The sequence below is a fragment of the Comamonas sp. F1-6 genome (assembly GCF_039581415.1).
Classification (GTDB): domain Bacteria; phylum Pseudomonadota; class Gammaproteobacteria; order Burkholderiales; family Burkholderiaceae_C; genus Comamonas; species Comamonas thiooxydans.
This window is the reverse complement of record NZ_JBCPWN010000007.1, coordinates 134194-151419: the sequence shown is the minus strand read 5'-3', so window position 1 is coordinate 151419 and position 17226 is coordinate 134194. Positions and strand designations below refer to the sequence as shown.

The 17226-nt window shown below is 61.5% G+C and carries 14 protein-coding genes and 2 tRNA genes; 8 read left to right on the top strand and 8 right to left on the bottom strand.

Translation table 11 applies throughout. From position 1 onward, the window contains the following. Positions 1-138 precede the first annotated feature (138 nt). The 3 genes from AAIL66_RS09930 to AAIL66_RS09920 all read right to left on the bottom strand — a co-directional run bounded on the left by AAIL66_RS09930 (position 139) and on the right by AAIL66_RS09920 (position 2765). A complete protein-coding gene (locus AAIL66_RS09930) occupies positions 139-738 on the bottom strand; it encodes a non-canonical purine NTP pyrophosphatase (protein WP_034377763.1) in 600 nt (199 codons plus the stop codon). 93 nt (positions 739-831) lie between these two features. Continuing rightward, positions 832-1737: a protein phosphatase 2C domain-containing protein gene (locus tag AAIL66_RS09925; RefSeq protein WP_012839581.1), complete on the bottom strand. Its 906-nt coding sequence runs from the start codon at positions 1735-1737 to the stop codon at positions 832-834. Next, complete coding sequence (locus tag AAIL66_RS09920) at positions 1734-2765, bottom strand: serine/threonine-protein kinase (RefSeq protein WP_034358139.1); 1032 nt, start codon at positions 2763-2765, stop codon at positions 1734-1736. The genes AAIL66_RS09925 and AAIL66_RS09920 overlap by 4 nt, the downstream gene beginning before the upstream one ends. Before the next feature lie 89 nt (positions 2766-2854). Here AAIL66_RS09920 and AAIL66_RS09915 point away from each other — a divergent pair, with 89 nt between their 5' ends. The 5 genes from AAIL66_RS09915 to AAIL66_RS09895 all read left to right on the top strand — a co-directional run bounded on the left by AAIL66_RS09915 (position 2855) and on the right by AAIL66_RS09895 (position 8476). Continuing rightward, on the top strand, positions 2855-3748 hold the full coding sequence (locus AAIL66_RS09915; protein ID WP_034358141.1) for a YicC/YloC family endoribonuclease: 894 nt from the start codon (positions 2855-2857) through the stop codon (positions 3746-3748). Between the two features lie 61 nt (positions 3749-3809). Beyond that, the gene (gene gmk, locus AAIL66_RS09910) at positions 3810-4439 is read left to right on the top strand and encodes a guanylate kinase (protein WP_003062692.1); all 630 of its coding nucleotides are present in this window, start codon (positions 3810-3812) and stop codon (positions 4437-4439) included. 18 nt (positions 4440-4457) lie between these two features. Further along, positions 4458-4661: a DNA-directed RNA polymerase subunit omega gene (rpoZ, locus tag AAIL66_RS09905; RefSeq protein ID WP_003052081.1), complete on the top strand. Its 204-nt coding sequence runs from the start codon at positions 4458-4460 to the stop codon at positions 4659-4661. Positions 4662-4765: 104 nt separating this feature from the next. Beyond that, positions 4766-7021 carry a bifunctional (p)ppGpp synthetase/guanosine-3',5'-bis(diphosphate) 3'-pyrophosphohydrolase gene (locus AAIL66_RS09900; RefSeq protein ID WP_343496620.1) on the top strand — a complete coding sequence of 752 codons (2256 nt, stop codon included), beginning with the start codon at positions 4766-4768 and terminating at the stop codon, positions 7019-7021. A gap of 120 nt (positions 7022-7141) precedes the next feature. Beyond that, the gene (locus AAIL66_RS09895) at positions 7142-8476 is read left to right on the top strand and encodes a lytic murein transglycosylase (RefSeq protein WP_343496619.1); all 1335 of its coding nucleotides are present in this window, start codon (positions 7142-7144) and stop codon (positions 8474-8476) included. A gap of 132 nt (positions 8477-8608) precedes the next feature. Here AAIL66_RS09895 and greB read toward each other — a convergent pair whose 3' ends face one another. The 3 genes from greB to AAIL66_RS09880 form a co-directional block, all read right to left on the bottom strand. After that, positions 8609-9175 (bottom strand): transcription elongation factor GreB, encoded by a 567-nt coding sequence (greB, locus tag AAIL66_RS09890; RefSeq protein ID WP_003052072.1) that lies wholly within the window; start codon positions 9173-9175, stop codon positions 8609-8611. A gap of 101 nt (positions 9176-9276) precedes the next feature. Beyond that, positions 9277-9353, bottom strand: a tRNA-Arg gene (locus AAIL66_RS09885). 147 nt (positions 9354-9500) lie between these two features. Further along, a tRNA-Arg gene (locus AAIL66_RS09880) sits at positions 9501-9577 on the bottom strand. A 276-nt stretch (positions 9578-9853) separates the two neighbouring features. On the opposite strand from AAIL66_RS09880, the gene AAIL66_RS09875 reads away from it, so the two are divergent. Beyond that, positions 9854-11377 (top strand): PLP-dependent aminotransferase family protein, encoded by a 1524-nt coding sequence (locus AAIL66_RS09875; protein WP_034377768.1) that lies wholly within the window; start codon positions 9854-9856, stop codon positions 11375-11377. 54 nt (positions 11378-11431) lie between these two features. On the opposite strand, the gene AAIL66_RS09870 is transcribed toward AAIL66_RS09875, so the two are convergent. Both AAIL66_RS09870 and AAIL66_RS09865 read right to left on the bottom strand, forming a co-directional pair. After that, positions 11432-12868, bottom strand: coding sequence for an amino acid permease (locus AAIL66_RS09870; RefSeq protein WP_012839587.1), 1437 nt, complete (start codon positions 12866-12868; stop codon positions 11432-11434). 189 nt (positions 12869-13057) lie between these two features. Further along, a complete protein-coding gene (locus AAIL66_RS09865) occupies positions 13058-13456 on the bottom strand; it encodes a nuclear transport factor 2 family protein (RefSeq protein WP_012839588.1) in 399 nt (132 codons plus the stop codon). A 754-nt stretch (positions 13457-14210) separates the two neighbouring features. On the opposite strand from AAIL66_RS09865, the gene AAIL66_RS09860 reads away from it, so the two are divergent. Together AAIL66_RS09860 and tauA are read left to right on the top strand one after the other, a co-directional pair. Next, positions 14211-15632, top strand: a complete 1422-nt coding sequence (locus AAIL66_RS09860; RefSeq protein WP_034392176.1) for an FAD-binding oxidoreductase — start codon at positions 14211-14213, stop codon at positions 15630-15632. Between the two features lie 564 nt (positions 15633-16196). Then, complete coding sequence (gene tauA, locus AAIL66_RS09855; RefSeq protein ID WP_003062701.1) at positions 16197-17204, top strand: taurine ABC transporter substrate-binding protein; 1008 nt, start codon at positions 16197-16199, stop codon at positions 17202-17204. Positions 17205-17226: the final 22 nt, after the last annotated feature.

Below are 17226 nucleotides of genomic sequence, written 5' to 3'. Positions count from 1 at the left end.
CACCCCAACCATGGGACAGCAAGCAAGGGCCTAGGCGGCCCCGCCGCCCCGCAGCGAGGCCGTCGTCCCCATCCCGCGAAGCGAGAAAGGGGGAAGGCGCGGGGCCGCCTAGGCAAAGCGCCTCAGGGGAACCGCTGGTTATAACCAGCGCTCTTTCACCATCTCGATCATGGTGCGCGAAGAACGACCGCGATGGCTGTGCGCATGCTTGAGCTCGGGCTCCATCTCGGCAAAGGTCAGGCCCAGCTCGGGAATAAGCAGTACCGGGTCAAAGCCGAAGCCATTGCTGCCACGGCGCTCGGTCGTGAGCAGAGCCTGCACGCGTCCTACGGCAATCAGCGGCTCGGGGTCCTTGGGCGAGCGCACGCCCACCAGGGTACTGACCATAGCGGCACGGCGGTTGGTCACACCCTGCATCTGCTCGAGCAGCGCACGCACATTGTTGTCGTCGCTTTTCTCGTAGCCGAACTGGGTGCAATAGTAGGCCGTGTCCACACCGGGCAGACCGCCAAAATGATCCACACACATGCCGGCATCATCGGCAATGGCGGGCAAGCCGGTCTTCTCGGCCGCAAAGCGCGCCTTGGACAGCGCATTCTCTACAAAGGTGCCATAGGGCTCGGGAGCTTCTCCCTCGAACAGATCGCCCTGACGAATCAGCTCCACGCCCAGCGGGGCAAACATGGCTTGCAACTCGGCGAGCTTTCCGCGGTTGTTGGATGCCAGCACAATTTTCATAATAAAAATCCATGGAAGCGCTTATGGCGCTTACGCAATCAGCTATTGATTCAGTAGTTTCAAGCCAGCGCCTATTGCAGCGTGCAACCGTGTTCAGGTCTTGGCTTTCTGGCGCTGTGCCGAACGGCGTATGGCCTCGTTGATCTCGGCAATCGATCGCTCGATGGCCTCGTCGTCGAGCTCATCCTCGCAGTCTTCGATCGGCCCCACCTGTATCGTGGACTCGAAGCCCTGATCCTCGATCTCCTGCGTGGAGATGGAAGACGGCTCGAAATTATTCGGTGTTTCCCATACCAGTGCCAGCACGGTGACATTGTCACTGCCGTCCCCGGCTCGCTTGAGCGCCGTATCGACCAGCATGGGCACAAAGTGGGCCACGGCCTTGCCGTTCATGATCTGGAGAATTTCCGGCGTCGGCACCGCCCCCCAGAGGCCATCGGAGCACAGCATCAGCTGATCGCCCTCCTCAAGCCGCCTTGTCTCGCTCACATCGAAGATGGGCTTGGAAGGCGAGCCCAGGCAGGTGAACAGCACATTGCGGTTGGCAGGCGCCAACGCACCGGAGACCTTGCGCATCTCGCTGTACGAATGATCACGTGTTCGCTCCACGAGCTGCCCGTCGCGCACCCAGTACAGACGCGAGTCGCCGCAGTGTATCCAGGTCACCTTGCCGTCCTGCAGCACGGCCGCAACCAGCGTGGTGCGCGGCGTGTCCATCATGCCTTTGGTGCTGGCATAACGCAGTATCTGGCGATGGGCCTGCAGCAGCGCCTCTTCCAGAAACAGGGCAGGCTCTTCCAGCATGGGCTTGGCCTTTTGCTGAAAAAGCGTGGAAACCACCTGCAATGCTATCTGTGCGGCCACTTCGCCGTCCGGATGCCCGCCCATGCCGTCCGCCAGCACGAACAACGCCGCCTCTCGCGTGTAGCAGTAGCCCATGCGGTCTTCGTTGAGGGCACGGCCTCCGCGGCGGCTGAGCTGGAAGACGGAAAATTTCATGGTTTGCGATTGCTGTCGGTCACCGCTCCACGTTCGGAGCCGCCGAGTTTCTGAAGATTCTTCCTGGCGTCATGTACCATGTTGTCAAACTGCATGCGCATGCGTTCCTGCATGCTGAGCTTGGTATAGCGACGCTCGCCTTCGCGGCTCAGCTCCTTTTGCAAGGCAAACACCGACTGCGGGCGCGAGAGCGGATCCATGGCCATGCACCACTCCACCACCTCGATCAGATTGTCCGAATACACGCCGCGCAGCTTGTTCAAGGCAAGGGCCAGCCGGTCCTTGTCCTGACGCTGCGGAGCTTCATTGGGCGGTATGCCCTGCATGCAGGCATAGATGCAGGCGCCAATGGCATAAATATCGGTCCAGGGACCCAGTTGGGAATCGCGCCGGTACATCTCGGGAGCAGCAAAGCCCGGCGTGTACATGGGACGAATGAAGTTGCCTTCCTTGGACAGCACTTCGCGCGCCGCGCCGAAATCGATCAGCACGGCCTTGTCGTCATTGGTGATGAAGATATTGGCGGGCTTGATGTCCAGATGCAGCATCTTGTGCTGATGCACGATGCGCAGACCGCGCAGCACCTCGTCAAACAGAGAGCGGATGGTCGACTCCCTGAACACCTTGTCGGCCTTGAGCTCGCGCGCCGTGACGATGAACTCCTGCAGGGTCGCCCCTTCCAGGTAGTTCATCACCATGTAGACGGTTTCGTTTTCGCGAAAGAAATTCAGCACGCTCACCACGGAGGCGTGGGAAATCTGCGCCAGCGAGCGCCCTTCCTCGAAAAAGCTCTTGAGCCCGAGGCGATAGAGGGACAACTTTTCTGGCGCCACCATGGGCTGAAGTTCGGCAGGCGCCCGAGTGGCAAGCGAAGCCGGCAGGTACTCCTTGATCGCTACCTGCTGGCCATCGGCGTCCAGAGCCAGGTAGACAATCCCGAACCCCCCCGAGGAAATCCTGCGCACCACCCGGTATCCACCTATTGTGCTGCCCGACGGTAGGGGCGCTGGCTTGGTTTTTGTAGACATTTTTTACCGGTAAACCTCAAGGATGATACGAAACCCGGATAATCGGGAAATTGCAAGCATCCATCAAAAGTCCAATGCCAGTTTACAGCATGACCGGATACGCCAGTGCCCAGCACAGCGCATCCGTTGAGGGTGGTCAAGAGTCCCAGTCCAACAGCCGTCTGGGCCTTGAGATCCGCGCGGTCAATAGCCGCTTTCTGGATTTGTCCTTCCGCCTTCCCGACGAACTGCGCGCCCTTGAACCGGCCCTGCGCACCTTGCTCACCGCGCGCCTCAAGCGCGGCAAGGTGGAAGTACGAGCCGCCATCGACGTCTCCAGCAACCAATCCCTGCCCATTCCCTCAGCCACCCAGCTGCAACGCCTGGTGACCCTGCAGGACTCGGTTCAGGCCTGGCTGCCCAAGGCACGCGACCTGTCCGTGGCCGATGTGCTGCGCCTGTGCAGCGGCACCGCCACCGCCACCACGGACTGGAGCGAGATCGCTCCGGCCCTGGCCGAACAGGCCATCACCGAGCTGCTCGCGGCTCGCGCCCGCGAGGGCGAGCGCCTGGCCGACATGCTGCTCGACCGCATCAAGCAACTGCGCGAGCTGGCCAAGACGGCCGCGCCGCTGGTGCCGCAGTTGGTGGAGCAGCAGCGCCAGAAATTCCTGGAGCGCTGGAAGGAGGCCATGGCCCTGGGCGAAGGCTCGGTTGCCCCCGAGGCCGCCCAGGACCGCGCCCTGGCCGAAGCCACGGCCTTTGCCATCCGCATCGACGTGGCCGAGGAAGTCACGCGCCTGGGCTCTCACCTCGACGAAATCGAGCGTCTGCTCAAAAAGGGTGGCGACATCGGCAAGCGTCTGGACTTCCTGATCCAGGAATTGCACCGTGAAGCCAACACCCTCGGCTCCAAATCAGCCACGCTGGAGCTGACCCGCATCAGCGTCGACATGAAGGTGCTGATCGAGCAAATGCGCGAACAAGTGCAGAACATCGAGTAAGCAAGCCCTGGGCGTACCTACCCCGTACGCTCGATTCATGCCCAAAGTCATGCCCAAAGTCATGGACCATCCCGGAAATCTATTTGTCGTGTCGGCACCCAGCGGTGCCGGCAAATCCTCTCTGGTACGCGCCCTGCGTGAATTCGACGCACGCGTCTACCCCTCCGTCTCTCACACCACGCGCGCGCCGCGCGGCCAGGAAAAACATGGCCGTGAGTATTACTTCGTCTCGGACGCCGAATTCGACGCAATGGTCGCCAACAACGGCTTTGTGGAATGGGCCAATGTGCACAGCCGCCGCTACGGCACGGCCAAGAGGTCTCTGGAAGAGCGCATCCAGAGCGGCACCGATGTGCTCCTCGAAATCGACTACCAGGGCGCATTGCAGGTCAAACGGGCATTTCCCAATGCCGTGCTGATCTTCATTCTGCCGCCCAGCTGGGACGAGTTGCGGGCCCGCCTGGAAAACCGTGGCGAGGACGCTCCCGAAGTCATCGAGCTGCGCCTGAAGAACGCCGAAGAGGAAATGGCGCAGGTCGCAAAATTCGACTTCGTTATAATCAACGAACTGTTTGAGAGTGCGCTCTTTGATCTCAAGGCGATCATTCACGCGCAACGCCTCAAATATGCGGCCCAGCGGCGCCTTCGCGCCGACACCTTCGAGTCGCTCAATATCCCTGAATCCAACTGACCGTTCCCGGAGTTCCTGATGGCACGCATTACTGTTGAAGATAGCCTGGAGCAGATCCCCAACCGCTTCCAGCTCGTTTTGGCCGCGACTTATCGCGCCCGCATGCTCAATCAAGGCCATACCCCCAAGATTGAAACCAAGAACAAGGCCAGCGTCACTGCCCTGCGTGAGATCGCAGACGGCAAGGTAGGCCTGGAAATGCTGAAGAAGGTGCCGGGTTGAGCTGTTGCATCGCAGCACCAAAATAGACAATTAAGCACCGCTCGTCGGTGCTTTTTTGTGCCTATCAGCTTGCACTCCATACTTGCAGGCTACATTTAAGGAATATGACAGCGGCCCAGAACTCGACGATTGCTCCTTCCTCTACGGCACCGGCCAAGCCTCAGCGCATGCCCGCTGAACAGGCTGCACGTGTGTCGGCTGCTGCTTTTGAGGGCTTGATGGAGCATCTGGGCTATCTGGATGCCGACAGCGCCGAGCGCGTGCGCCAGGCGTATATCTACGCAGATCAAGCACATACCGATCAGTGGCGCAGCAGTGGAGACCCCTATATCACCCACCCCATCGCGGTCACGGGAATCTGCGCCAACTGGAAGCTCGATGCCCCTGCCCTGATGGCGGCCCTGCTGCATGACTCCATGGAGGATTGCGGCATCACCAAGCTGGACCTGAAGGAACGCTTTGGCGAGGATGTGGCCGAACTGGTGGACGGGCTGACCAAACTGGACAAGCTGCAGTTCAACACTCGCGAGGAAAACCAGGCCGAGTCCTTTCGCAAGATGCTGCTGGCCATGGCGCGCGATGTGCGCGTCATCCTGATCAAGCTGGCCGACCGCACCCACAATATGCGCACCATGAGCGACATGCCGCGCAGCAAGTGGGGCCGTATCTCGTCCGAAACGCTGGAGATCTACGCCCCCATCGCTCACCGCCTGGGTCTGAACCAGACCTATCGCGAACTGCAGGACCTGTCGTTCAAGCATCTGCACCCCTGGCGCTATGCCACGCTGGAAAAAGCCATCGGTCGCTCGCGTACACGCCGCCGGGACCTGGTCCATCGTGTGCAGGATGAAGTCAGCACCGCTTTTGCCACGCACAGCCTGTCGGTACGCCTGCTGGGCCGCGAGAGCACGCTGTATTCGCTGTACCAGCGCATGCAGAAGAACCAGCTGAGCTTTGCCAAGGTCACCGACATCTACGGCTTTCGCATCATCGTCCCCAAGACGCTGGACTGCTACACCGCCCTGGGCGTGCTGCACCAGAAGTACAAGCCCATGCCGGGCCGCTTCAAGGACTACATCGCCATTGCCAAGAGCAACGGCTACCAGTCGCTGCACACCACGCTGGTCGGTCCCTCCAGCGTCAGCATCGAATTCCAGATTCGAACGGAAGAGATGAACATCGTGGCCGAGGCCGGCGTCGCGGCCCACTGGCTGTACAAGGCGCAGCAAGGTCATGACTCCGAGCATCTGTCCACCCAGTGGCTGCAGTCCCTGCTCGACATCCAGAACGAGACCCGCGACGCGGCGGAGTTCTGGGATCACGTCAAGGTCGATCTCTTCCCCGATGCCGTGTACGTGTTCACGCCCAAGAGCGAGATCATGGCCATGCCGCGCGGTGCCACGGTGGTGGACTTTGCCTACGCCATCCACAGCAAGATCGGGCATCGCACCACGGCGGCCAAGATCAATGACGAGGAAGTGCCGCTGCGCACCGAACTCAAGAGCGGCGATGTGGTGCAGATCATCACCTCCGAAACCTCCACGCCCAACCCGGCCTGGCTGAGTTTTGTGAAAACCGGACGCGCGCGCTCCAAGATCCGCTCCTACCTCAAGAATGCGGCCCAGACCGAAGCCGGTCAGCTCGGAGAAACGCTGCTGGCCCAGGCTCTGCGTGCCGAAGGCATTGACAGCGTACCGTCACAGGACGATGCCAACAAGAACATCTGGGACGAGATTTTGCGCATCACGGGCAACCGCACGCCCGCAGACCTCATGGTCGATATCGGCATGGGCCGCCGCATTGCCTCGCTGGTGGCGGCGCGTATGACCGCCTTCATGACCAAGCAGGGGGTGCGCCCGGATGCCCTGCTCATCACGCAGGAGCGCTTCAATACGCACAACCGCCCCTTCCAGGGTGCGGTCACGCTCAACGGCGACGAGAGCAGTTCGGTCTATTACTCGCACTGCTGCCGCCCCGTGCCGGGAGACCCGATTCTGGGCTACCTGGGCGGTCAGGGCCTGGTCGTGCACCACGCCCATTGCAACAATGCCATCAAGCTGCGCGAAAAGGATGCCGACCGTTTCATCACCGTGGACTGGTCCGACGACATCACGCGCCTGTTCGAGGCGGGAATCGTGGTTACGGTGCAAAACAACAAGGGCGTGCTGGCCCGTGTGGCGGCAGAGCTATCGAACGCCGAAGCCGATATCGTGCGCGTCGAGATGACCGACGAAGCAGCGATCGGCACCACGGATCTGCGCTTCGTCATCTCCGTGCAGAACAGCGTGCAGCTGGAGAATGCGCTGCGCAATCTGCGCCGCCTGCACTCGGTCATTCGCGCCAGCCGCGTCATGGCCTGACCTCTTCCATGCTCCACAAGGCCGCCTCGGGCGGCCTTTTTCATGGGCGAAAGATTTTGTTGCATTCTGCGGGCGCTATCCCGCCATGCAACAGCCCCCAGGCCACGGCAGCAAGCGACAATGGCATTCATGCTCCAAACCGCACCTTCGCTTCTGAATGTCCGTCAGCCGTTGCTGATCACCGCCATCGCAGCAGCCCTGCTCGCAGGCTGCGCCACCCGGTCCGAGCCTCCTGCAGCGGCGGTGTCCGAACCGGCACAGCCTGCCAAAACAGAGCAAGGCACTGACGAAGCAGCGATGGAAAGTCCCATACAGGCCAGCAACTTCGCACACTGGAAGCAGGAATTCGCCCCACGCGCACGCGCGGCAGGCATTTCGGAGCGCACACTGCGCAGCGCATTGGCCGGTGCCAGACTCCAGCCCAGCATCGTCAGGCTCGACCGCTCCCAGCCCGAGTTCACGCGCACGCCCTGGCAATACCTGGATAGCGCGGTCTCCGCACAGCGCATCAGGACCGGCAAGCTCAAGATGCAGGAACACGGCGCCAGCCTGCAGGCGGCCAGCCAGCGCTATGGCGTGCCGGCGCCGGTGATTGCCGCCATCTGGGGCATGGAAAGCAATTACGGCAGCAACTTCGGCAGCTTCTCGGCCGTGGATGCGCTGGCCACTCTCGCCTTCGACGGCCGCCGCGCCGAATGGGCGCAGAAGGAGCTCATTGCCGCGCTGCGCATCATCGACAACGGCGACATCGACGCCGCCCATATGATCAGCTCCTGGGCCGGTGCCATGGGCAACACCCAGTTTCTGCCCTCGGTCTTCCTGCAATATGCAGTCGATGCCGATGGAGACGGCCGCCGCGACATCTGGGGTTCCATGTCCGATGTGGCCGCCTCCACGGCCAACTATCTTGCAAGCTCGGGCTGGAACCCTGGCGAGCCCTGGGGCGTTGAAGTGCGCCTGCCAGCCAATTTCGATTACGCGCGCACCGAGCTTTCCACGCGCCAGAACAGCAATGCCTGGGCTGCAGAAGGCGTGCAAAGCATGAACGCTCAGGCCTTGCCTGCGATAGCCGGAGCCAGCATCATTGCACCGGCCGGTGCCCGTGGTCCGGCCTTCATGGTGGGCAGCAACTTCCGCGCCATCCTGCGCTACAACAACTCCACCAACTATGCACTGGCCGTGAGCCTGCTCGCATCGCAGCTGGCAGGCAATGGCGGTGTCAGCGCCGAATGGCCGCGCGATCTCAGCGCACTCACGCGTGAGCAGACACGGGCGCTGCAAACCGCACTCAGCCAGCGCGGCTTTGCCACCGGAGCGGCCGACGGCGTGATGGGTCCGGCCACCCGGGCCGGGCTGCGCCAATACCAGCAAAGCGAGGGCTTGGTGGCAGACGGCTACCCCACGCTGGAGCTGCTGCAACGCCTGCAGGCTGGCAACCCATCTCAAAAACAATAGCTTTTAGCGCTTGACGATCAATGAATTCAATACCAAAACTATCTGAAATCATTGAACATCAAGCGAGTGGAGCTCACAAAATAAAAGCGCGGCTTCCGATGTGGAAGCCGCGCTTTTTTGCAGCTCGTGCACTCAGGAACGTGCTGCAGGCTGCGGATAGCTGACGTCCAGAATCTCCAGCATGCGCACACCGGCCGGCGTGGGCAAGGCCACCTCGTCGCCCACGCGCGCCTTGAGCAGCGCACGCGAAACCGGGGCAATCCAGCTGACCTGGTTCTGCGCGCTGTCCGCCTCGTCAATGCCCATGATGGTGATGGTGCGCTCCACGCCCTCGTCATCGACATAGCTGACCGTGGCGCCAAAGAAAACCTGGTCGCTGCCCGCATGCACGGCAGGGTCGACCACCTCGGCAATCTCCAGTCTCTTGGTGAGAAAGCGGATGCGGCGGTCGATCTCGCGCAGACGCTTTTTGCCGTAGAGATAGTCGCCGTTCTCGGAACGGTCGCCGTTGCTGGCTGCCCAGTGCACGATCTCCACGATCTTGGGGCGCTCGTTGTCGATCAGATCCAGCAGCTCGTCCTTGATGCGCTGGTAGCCCTGGGGCGTGATGTAGTTCTTGCCGCCGGCGGGCAATGGCGGCAGAGCGCCGACGTCGTCATCGTCGTCGCCGTCCGATTCTTTGGTAAAAGCCTTGCTCATGAGGCCGATCTTCACACAGATCCGTGCTTGCCTTGACCAGCCTCTGTCAAAGCCCGGAAACGAAAAAGCCTCAGAACCTTGCAGTTCTGAGGCTTGTCGTTTGGTGCGGCTGGCAGGAATCGAACCCACGACCCCTTGGTTCGTAGCCAAGTACTCTATCCAGCTGAGCTACAGCCGCTAAGCCTCGAATTATATACAGATTCTGGAGCCGCTCGGTGAAAACCCGGATTTTTCTTCCAAGACATCCAGCACCGGCAATCCTGCCGCAACAGCCAAGGCAGAAACGAAAAAGCCTCAGAACTTTTCAGTTCTGAGGCTTGTCGTTTGGTGCGGCTGGCAGGAATCGAACCCACGACCCCTTGGTTCGTAGCCAAGTACTCTATCCAGCTGAGCTACAGCCGCTAAGCCTCGAATTATATACAGATTTTGGAGCCTGCAGAAAAGGTCTCCAGGAATTTCAGATCCCGCGCGCTGCTTCAGGCTTGCGACCACATGAAAAGCCTGATTCCAAGCACATGCATATGCGCTAATCTTGAGCGTTGAAACCGGTCCGCCAGCAAGCTGCTGGCGGCCTCTGCGATGCCGCGTTCATGGACCCCAAAGAGCCAGGCCCCGCGCGTCAGGGCAGCCGGTCGCTCCAGGCCGCCGCACGCTGCGGCAGTGCATTCAGAACCATCAATGACGACAGACAGACAACAGGCCTCGCCTTCGATTCCTCCATCCGTGGCCATGTGGGAGCAGCTGTTTCGCCGCAGCGCCAGGCCCTCTCTGAGCCTTCAGGGTCAGATTCGCGAAATGCTGGTCGATGCCATCCTCACCGGCATTCTCGCGCCCGGCGACGCTATCCCCTCAAGCCGGGAACTGGCCAAGCTGCTGGGCGTGGGCCGCATCACCGTGGTCATGGCCTACCAGCAACTGACCGAAGAGGCCTTCTTGCTGAGCCGCGAGAGAAAAGGCCATTTCATACACCCCGATGTGCTGCAGGGCCGCACGGCCGAGCGCACGCCGGGCAGCGGCAGGAGCACGGACGCCGAGGCGCACACGGACTGGTCGCGCCGCCTGTGGCTGCGCCCCAGCCTGCAGCGCAGCATCGTGAAGGAAGACGACTGGCAGCGGTTCCCCTATCCGTTTCTCTACGGCCAGTTCGACAAGGAGCTGTTTCCCACGGCCGCCTGGCGCGAATGCTGCCTCAAGTCCCTGGGCGTGGTGGACATCCGCATGTGGGCGCCCGATCACATCACCCGCGACGACGACAGCCTCATCCAGCAGGTGCAGACCAAGATCCTGCCGCGCCGCGGCGTCTGGGCGTCACCCGACGAAATCATCATCACGGTCGGCGCCCAGCATGCGCTGTACATGGTGGCCGATTTGCTGATGCGCGAGGGCACCTCCATCGGCATCGAAAACCCCTGCTACCCCGATGCGCGCAATATCTTCAGCAGCCGCACCTCGCAGGTCATCCCCATTGGCGTGGATGGCGATGGACTGCCTATCGTCAATGCCATGCGCAAGCTCGAGTACCTCTACGTCACGCCCAGCCATCAGTGCCCCACGGGTGTCACCATGCCGCTGGAGCGGCGCGAAGCCTTGCTCGAGGCCGCACAAAAGCACGATCTCATCATCATCGAGGACGACTACGAAAGCGAAAGCAGCTTCGACGAACAACCCATCCCGGCACTCAAAAGCCTGGACCGCAACAACCGCGTGATCTATATCGGCAGCCTCTCCAAGAGCCTGGCACCCGGCCTTCGCGTGGGCTATATCGTGGCTCCGCCCGAGCTGATCAAGGAGCTGCGCGCCCTGCGCCGCCTGATGATCCGCCATCCTTCCACCTTCATCCAGCGCACATTGGCCATGTTCATCTCGCTGGGCCACTACGAGGCCCAGCTGCGCCGCCTCGGCCAGGCCCAGAAAGAGCGTCATGCCGAGCTGACGGCAGCCATGGCTCGCTACCTGCCCCAATGCCGCATCACGCCGGTACGCGGCGGCGGCTCATGCTGGGTGCAACTGCCCGACCATGTGCCCGCGCAAGCGCTGGCACGCCAGGCCGCCGAGCATGGAGTGCTGATCGAGCCCGGCGATGTGTTCTTCACCTCCCCTCGCAACACGGGCAACTTCATACGCCTGGGCTATCAGTCCATTCCCGCAGGACAAATCGCCCACGGCATCAAGGCCCTGGCAGAAGCCATGCACTGCATGTAGAGGCGCAAAACAAAAGCCCCGGACTCAGGGTCCGGGGCTTTTTTGTCGTTCTCATCAATTCTTGCGCAGCTTGGGCGGAGCCAGCTCGTCGAGCAGCCCCTCGGGACTGATTCCGCGCCGCAACGCCTGGCGCACGCGATAGGCAATCAGCAAGATGCACAGACTGGCCACACCCAGGGCCAGCGGCGTGCGCTGTTCGGGAATGAAGCCCATGGCCACCACGATGGACAGCATGCCCGCAATCGCCAGCCAGGTCAGATAAGGAAAGCACCACATGCGCACCTTGAGCAGATGCGGAGCCTCGTTCTCCAATCGATAGCGCAGACGCAACTGGGAAATCGCAATCAGGATGTAGACGAAGATGGCAACCGTTCCGTAGGAGTTCACGAGAAAGGCGAACACCTTGTCGGGAGACAGATAGGACATGACGATGGCACCGTAGCCGAACAAGGTGGCCACCAGAATCGCGTACACGGGCACGCCGTTGCGGCTGACCTGGGCCAGCACCTTGGGCGCATCGCCGCGTCGCGTCAGCGCAAACAGCATGCGCGAAGAGGCATAAAGTCCGGAGTTGAGCGCCGACAACACGGCGGTCAGCACCACGGCATTCATGATCTGGGCAGCGGCCGGCACGCCCATGGCATCGAGAGCGCTGACATAGGGCGTGGACATGCCGATGGAGTTCCATGGCACCAGGCAGGCCACCAGCAGCACCGATCCCACATAGAACACCAGCACGCGCAGGATGACCGAATTCGTGGCCTTGGCCACGGCTTTCTGGGGCTCAGCGGTTTCGGCGGCCGCAATCGTCACGATCTCCGCGCCGAAATAGAAGCCAGTCGCGGCCACGGCGCCCGTGAGCACCGGAACAATGCCGTTGGGCATGAAGCCGCCGTTCTGGCTCAGGTTGGCGACATGCATTCCGCTGCCTCCCGGTGTCAGGCCCAGCACATAGACACCGGCAATGAACAGAAACACCACGATGGCGGCCACCTTCACGGATGCCAGCCAGAACTCGCACTCGCCAAAGGATTTGACCGAGACCAGATTGGTCAGCGTCATCATGATCAGCAGGACCAGGCTGATGCTCCAGGCCGGCACGTCGGGCAGCCAGTAGCGCACCAGCTCCGCCCCCGCCACCGCTTCGATCGCCACGACGATAACCCAGAAATACCAGTACATCCAGCCCGTGAGAAATCCCGCCAGCTGGCCCACGGCGGGCCGGTCGCGCCATGCTTCCCGGGCGTACTCGTAAAACGAGCCTCCCGTCATGGAGCAGGCCATCTCGCCCAGCATGCGCATGACCAGCACCACCAGCAGGCCGGTGATCAGAAAAGAGATGACGGCCGCCGGCCCGGCCGACTTGATGACCACGCCACTGCCGACGAAGAGCCCGGCACCGATGACACCGCCCAGGGCAATCATGGTCATGTGCCGCTGCTTGAGACTGTGCGACAGCCCGTCCGGCGACGAATGCGGATTTCCAATCATTTTTGTCTCCTGTCTTGCCGGCCTGGAAATGCCGGTCGCCACGGCTTTATGTATCTGGCTGTGCCTTGCTGCTCATGCAGGCCGTTGCCGTGGTCGTTCAGTTATCTGCTTGAAAATTGTTGCGCGAAGCCATGCGTGCAGCGCCCCCTGCCGCGAGACAAGAATGCGCGCACGCAAACCAGGCTCGTGTCAGGAAATCGCCACAGGCGGGCGATCCTTGCGGTAGGCGTTCTTGACGGCGATCTTGCCGTCACGGAAGGTGAACACATCGACCATGCGTGCCTCTACACGCAGGCCATCGGCCTTGGTGCCCTTGAAGGTGCTCTCCGAAACACCGCGCGTGCCTTGCACAAAATGCTCTCCATCCACCCAGGCCGCATCGGGGAATGCCTGCCAGGCCAGCTGAAAGCCCTCACGCACGGCTTCACGACCCACGAAGCTGCGTCCCATCAGATCAGGGCCGGCAACGGCATGAAACTCGCACTCGTCGGCCATGAAGTCCATCAATGCGTCAATGTCATGGCGATTCCACGCGTCGGAGAAACGCGCCAGAAACTGGACATCGGGTTGGGATTCTTGCTTGCTCATATGCTCTCCAGATTGCTGTCATGTCATGGGGGTCGACCATTGCAAAAGCGCCCCCTTTCTATCGAAAAATGCCTGAAATTCCGATGGCTCATGGTAGGTAGCACTGGCTCCATTTCGTAGGGCCAGTTGCCGGCTATCGTTAAGTCCAAGGCCTTGCCGCGCAGGGCAGTGATCCCTCGCGAGATGACGGCGGCGCGCACCGAAAAATGCCTTGAGAAAGTCCGCTTCTCCTCTGAGCGCGACGCTCTGCCCCAGCTCTTGCGGATGCAGACCGAAGCCCGCCGGCAAATGCCTCTTGCGCCGCTTCATTTAGGTGAAAACGATAGGAGAGCATCAACACGCTCAATGCGGTCATCGCTGCCACAGGCGCAGGGGAAGTTCACGACCACGCCCGCTGTCTGCACAGGTGGCGGTGGACTCCAGTGCATATCCCTGAGGTGACGGCTGACACAGCCTGTGTCATGCCGATCTGAAGCAGGCCAGCGCGCAGCCCCGCCCGGCGAGCGCGACTCGGTGGGTCGCCCGGTTTGCAGGAGACTCGCTGCAGCCCGTCTTCGGCAATCCCGAGATTCGGATGGTCAGGCTTGCACGCTGGCTCCATCAAAACCTGTGCCGTGGCCCTAACCAGCTGCACAAGGGGCTGGCTATGCTGCTCTGGACATCGCAAGCAGTGCATCTGCATTGACTTTGCGTCCATCAATTCCATAGCAATAGAGCGCCGCTTCAAACGCAGCCACACCAGGAGACGACCGCCATGAAAGCCGAGGACATCCGCCCCAGCCATCTGAATCCATACGACCCGCAGTACGACCCCCTGGTGGCAAGAAACCCCGGACATGGTGCCGGCTACGCTCCGACCTACTGGGTAGGGACGGCAGGCCGGCCACCCGAGGACGATGGTCCGGTCTGCGGCGACATGGAAGCCGATGTGGTCATCGTGGGCTCTGGCTTCACGGGCCTGTCCACTGCGCTGTTTCTGGCCCGCGAACACGGCATTCGCGCCGTGGTTCTCGAAGCCAACCAGAGCGCCTGGGGCTGCACCAGCCGCAACGGCGGCCAGGGCCAGAATGCCAGCGGCCGCCTCTATCGCTCGCAGTGGATAGAGCGCTGGGGCAAGGACACAGCCCTCAAGCTGGATGCGGAGATCCGCGAAGGATTCGACACGTTCAAGAAACTGGTTGCGGAGTTTCCAGAATGCGAGCCGCAACCGGGAGGGCATTTGTATATTGCCCATCGCGACAGAAAAATGGATTTTCTGCGCAACGAGACCCGCGTCATGCGCGAAGTCTTCGGCTACGACGCCCGCATACTCAGCGTCGATGCTGTGCGCCGCGACTATGTCGATGACGCCGACTGCCGTGGCGCGATGCATGAGCCCGACGGCATTGGCGTGCATCCGCTCAAGCTGGCATTCGGCTATCTGCGCAAGGCCCGCGAGCTGGGAGTGAAGGTGCATCCCGCCAGTCCCGTGCTGGGCATGGAGACACGCAACGGCGTGCATTACCTCCAGACACCGGGCGGCACGGTCAAGGCACGCGCCGTCGGCTTTGCCACCGGTGGCTATACCAGCAACGGCCTTCACCGCAGTCTGCGCTCCAAGATCATGCCGATTCTCTCGAACTCGCTGGTCACCAGACCCTTGACGGAAGAAGAGCTGGCAGCAACCAATTTCAAGACCACGCAAGTCATCACCGACACGCGCACGCTGCGCTTTTACTACCGCAAGCTGCCCGACAACCGCGTGCAGATCGGCAGCCGCAGCGCCGTCACCGGCGCCGATGCGCCCAATCCGGTCCATATGGCCAAGCTGGTCGAGGGCCTGCACCACAAGTTCCCGGCCCTCAAGGGAATCCAGGTGGACTACTCCTGGTGGGGATGGGTCGATGTAAGCCACGACATGATGCCGCGTATCACCCAGCCCGATCCAAGGGAAAGCGTCTTCTATGCGGTCGGCTATGGCGGCAACGGCGTGTCGTTCTCTGCGCATGCAGGCCGTCGCATGGCCCAGCGCATCGCAGGCCAGAACATCAAGGCCTTCGAGTTGCCAATCTACAACTCATCGCTCGAATATCCGAATGTGTTCAATATGGTGCGCTCGGAGGCATTTGCACCATTTCGCCGCATGGGCCAGCGCTTTCTCTACCACTGGTATCACATGAACGACGAGAAGAACTGACCCTGCCAGCCGCCGTTCGGGCTTCGCGCAACGAAGAGCACCTTCCGCCAGGAAGGTGCTTTTTTCATGCTATCTACGGATGCGGTGCAGCGCACATCCCGGCGCCCCGGCCACAGGAAAAGCCGCCTCTCTGGCACGCATATTGCGCAAGCATTCATGCCTCTCGGACAGCCCAATCCTCCCGTGTCTGTCTGCGATCAGTGAATACACCTAAGCCCATGCAGACGCCGCAAAAACGCCCTTCACCAGGACCGAGATATCCCGCGCAAGCCGCGCCATGCAAGGCTTTGCAATGCACGGTCGCGGTGCATGCCGACCCATGCTGCGCGCCCCATCTCAGGCCGTGCGCGACTGGACCTAACGATTCACAGCAACTGGCCCTACTGGCTGCGCAAGGTTGCTCACTACGATCCGCTCAGAAAGCTCTTTGAGCCTCGCGATGCGGCTTTCTACCGGTTCAGCCAGAAGCGGGAATGGGAAAGCAAGTCAGCAAGAGTGAGCACAGCAAGGGTTCTCTGGTCTAAGTCTTCAACCGATATCGCTCTAACCATGGAGAAATTGGCAATGAAAATGCAAAAACGATGGATGCTGAAAGCGGGTGCCGCAACAGCAGCACTGGCCATGACCGGCTTCGCGCTGGCGCAGCAGAAAACCGTGACCTTCGCCAACCAGGACATGCTGGTGCCTCTGCGCTTGGTCATGGAGTCGGGCGAGGTGGAAAAGGAGACGGGCTACAAGATCAACTGGCGCATGTTCTCGGGCGGCGGCGACGTGATACGGGCGATGGCCTCGGGCGACGTGCAGATGGGAGAGGTGGGATCCAGCCCGCTGACCGCTGCCGCCAGCCAGGGGCAGGACATCAAGCTGCTCTGGATCTCCGCGGATATCGCCGGTGCCGAAGCCCTGGTGGCACGCGATGGCGGCGGCATCAGCAATTTCAAGAGCATGGAAGGCAAGCGCATAGGCGTGCCGTTCGTCTCCACCGCGCACTACCAACTGGTCGCTGCCCTAGGCAAGGAAGGTGTCGACGCGCGCAAGGTCAACATCATGAACATGCGCCCGCCAGAGATTGCCGCGGCCTGGGAGCGCGGCGATATCGATGCCACCTTTGTCTGGGATCCGGTACTGGCCAAGGTCAAGCAAAAGGGCAAGGTGATTGCCACCTCCGGCTCCATTGCGCAGATGGGCTATCCCACCTTCGAGGGCATTGCCGTGAGCAGCAAGTTCGCCCAGGAAAATCCCCAGTTCATGGTGGCGTTCATCAAGGCCCTGAATCGGGCCAGCGCCCAGGTGCGCGACAACCTGGCCAGGTGGACTCCCGATTCGCCCGAGATCAAGGCGATTGCCAAATGGAGCAAGGCCGACCCCAAGGACGTGCCCGCAGCCATGGCGCTTTACCGCTTCCCCAGTGCTGAAGAGCAGCTCGGCGTGCAGTGGCTGGAAGGCGGTGCGGCCAAGGCAATGACCAATACCGCAACGTTTCTGAAGTCGCAGGGACGAATCCAGGAGGTCAGGCCCGACTACGCCGCGTACGTGACCAGCAGCTATGTCAAGCAGGCTCTCGGCCGCTGACTGCCCGCCCACGACGACCAAC

Coding starts and splice junctions, on each gene's coding strand:
- AAIL66_RS09930 (WP_034377763.1), bottom strand. CDS start 738: ATGAAAATTGTGCTGGCATCCAACAACCGCGGAAAGCTCGCCGAGTTG.
- AAIL66_RS09925 (WP_012839581.1), bottom strand. CDS start 1,737: ATGAAATTTTCCGTCTTCCAGCTCAGCCGCCGCGGAGGCCGTGCCCTC.
- AAIL66_RS09920 (WP_034358139.1), bottom strand. CDS start 2,765: ATGTCTACAAAAACCAAGCCAGCGCCCCTACCGTCGGGCAGCACAATA.
- AAIL66_RS09915 (WP_034358141.1), top strand. CDS start 2,855: ATGACCGGATACGCCAGTGCCCAGCACAGCGCATCCGTTGAGGGTGGT.
- gmk (WP_003062692.1), top strand. CDS start 3,810: ATGGACCATCCCGGAAATCTATTTGTCGTGTCGGCACCCAGCGGTGCC.
- rpoZ (WP_003052081.1), top strand. CDS start 4,458: ATGGCACGCATTACTGTTGAAGATAGCCTGGAGCAGATCCCCAACCGC.
- AAIL66_RS09900 (WP_343496620.1), top strand. CDS start 4,766: ATGACAGCGGCCCAGAACTCGACGATTGCTCCTTCCTCTACGGCACCG.
- AAIL66_RS09895 (WP_343496619.1), top strand. CDS start 7,142: ATGGCATTCATGCTCCAAACCGCACCTTCGCTTCTGAATGTCCGTCAG.
- greB (WP_003052072.1), bottom strand. CDS start 9,175: ATGAGCAAGGCTTTTACCAAAGAATCGGACGGCGACGACGATGACGAC.
- AAIL66_RS09875 (WP_034377768.1), top strand. CDS start 9,854: ATGACGACAGACAGACAACAGGCCTCGCCTTCGATTCCTCCATCCGTG.
- AAIL66_RS09870 (WP_012839587.1), bottom strand. CDS start 12,868: ATGATTGGAAATCCGCATTCGTCGCCGGACGGGCTGTCGCACAGTCTC.
- AAIL66_RS09865 (WP_012839588.1), bottom strand. CDS start 13,456: ATGAGCAAGCAAGAATCCCAACCCGATGTCCAGTTTCTGGCGCGTTTC.
- AAIL66_RS09860 (WP_034392176.1), top strand. CDS start 14,211: ATGAAAGCCGAGGACATCCGCCCCAGCCATCTGAATCCATACGACCCG.
- tauA (WP_003062701.1), top strand. CDS start 16,197: ATGAAAATGCAAAAACGATGGATGCTGAAAGCGGGTGCCGCAACAGCA.